Origin of the sequence: Microcoleus sp. AT3-D2, assembly GCF_036705715.1 — a bacterium.
Classification (GTDB): domain Bacteria; phylum Cyanobacteriota; class Cyanobacteriia; order Cyanobacteriales; family Microcoleaceae; genus Microcoleus.
This window is the reverse complement of record NZ_JAUBVE010000183.1, coordinates 1-1,857: the sequence shown is the minus strand read 5'-3', so window position 1 is coordinate 1,857 and position 1,857 is coordinate 1. Positions and strand designations below refer to the sequence as shown.

Annotated in this window: 1 protein-coding gene and 1 pseudogene; both read left to right on the top strand. The window is 37.9% G+C overall.

All coding sequences use genetic code 11. The annotated features are described in order from the left end of the window. Nucleotides 1-529: 529 nt before the first annotated feature. A pseudogene (locus QUB44_RS30710) lies at nucleotides 530-1,001 on the top strand (transposase); the annotation flags it as partial. 330 nt (nucleotides 1,002-1,331) lie between these two features. Next, entirely contained in the window at nucleotides 1,332-1,856 is a 525-nt protein-coding gene (locus QUB44_RS30705; protein WP_333373680.1) for a hypothetical protein, read from the top strand. Nucleotide 1,857: the final 1 nt, after the last annotated feature.

Below are 1,857 nucleotides of genomic sequence, written 5' to 3'. Positions count from 1 at the left end.
AGAATTCCATAATTGTTTGGCTCCTTCTTCGCTACGATCGCCAATATAAACACCAATAATTTCTCTGGTCTCTCTATCCATTGCTAACCACACCCATTGCTTATTTTCTTTGCAATAGACCTCTTGCAAAAAAAATATGTGTTATCCTTAAAAGTTTGCTCAAGTTTAGGTCAAAATTTGAATTATTGGGTTGATTGGCATCTCCTTAAACTTGCCCAGCCTGCTAGATTTAAAAATTGTCTAAACTTTCTATAATAGTACAAAACTATTTTGCAAGAGGTCTAGTGTGCTTTTAGGCGTTGTTGGTCTTCGGGTGTCATTTTTTTACCTCATCTTTTTTCACAGTTTTACTAGCTTTTTCATTTTAGCCCTTTTTCATATATTTGCAAAAGTGAGATGCACCCGACCAGCCAGTATAATACCAGTAATTTTTCTTTATTTACGGCGGTCGCACTCCGTTCGAGTCGATGCTCTAGTTCCTCAACCGTTTCCTGGATTTGTACCTGAAGTTTGTTCGCCATATTCGATTTCCTCTACTTTTACCTATATTTTAGTGTACCTTCATAGTGAATTGGTATCAGCAGGTAATCAAGCCTCAGAATTTGCTGAAAAAGGAGCCAAAATAGTGATTATCCTTGATAATGCTAGTTTTCACAAGAAAGAAGAGTACCTGAAAATAATTGAAATAGAAATGCCTAATCTCCATTTAGAATTTCTCCCCGAATATAGCCCCGACTATAGCAAAACCATTTGATTTGTAAATAATGGATTCAATCATCACAAACGTTTCAGGTGGTTCTACATTCACGACTCAAATAGACTTGCTATATAACTTAATTGAATTAGTATGGCATTCCGCAAAAGAATATATTACCAATCGACTTTTTACATCTATTGAAGAGCTAGAGTATTTATTGCATCGACTCTTAAATGAAGGGGAATTAATAATTAAATGGGGTCGCAAAATCAAAAATAAGGGTATTTCTTGTATCACAGTTTAAATGTGCAACAGCTTAGGATGGTGCGACGACCTCTTCTGTCTTTCTGATTTTCTGACTTGAAATTTTCCAAGGCGTTAACCATGGCTTTTAAGGTTTGAATTTTAATACCAAATCTACGTTGAAATTGCGAAGATTTCAAGTTTAGATAAGATTAATTTTTCATGATTTACTTATTGTGTAACGACAACACAACTTTATAGCATTTTATCCTGTTTATTTATAGCCTGTAGTTTAGACTAAATAAAGATGAGAACGGTGGCTTTCAGAAGAACTAGAGCCACCGCGCCGGGAGAGAATAAGGGTGAAAAAGAAAACCTATCCACTCCCTAAATGAACAGTGAACGATTAAAGGAATTCCGTCAAGCAGCATACGAGTTATTAGTAAAAGCAAAAGATGCGACATTCGAGCTGATGGATGCAGTGATGACGACTCCGAATGCAGCCTGTTTGGCGGAATTTTCGCTCAATCCATTATTCCATCGTCAATGGCCAAGCGTCTACGAGGCATTGCAAGACTGTAGACCAGAGCGGAAAAAACTGATGCTGCTGTATCTCCAGCAATTACAGGAGGAAGCACCCTCAACGGAACACGTTTTAGTAGCAATCGATCATACTGCATGGGCCAGACCAGATGCCAAAACATTACAAGACAGAACCCATGAATATCACAAAGGCGTAATTATTGGACAGGGGTACAGTACCATTGCATGGATACCCGAAGCAGAAGGAAGTTGGGCCTTACCCCTACTACATGAACGAATTAGTAGTTGGTCTTCACCAATAGACATCTCCGAAAACAATCAAAGCCTCTGTGTAGTTAAGCTCCTTGACGTAAATGTAATCATCCTAAATTAGC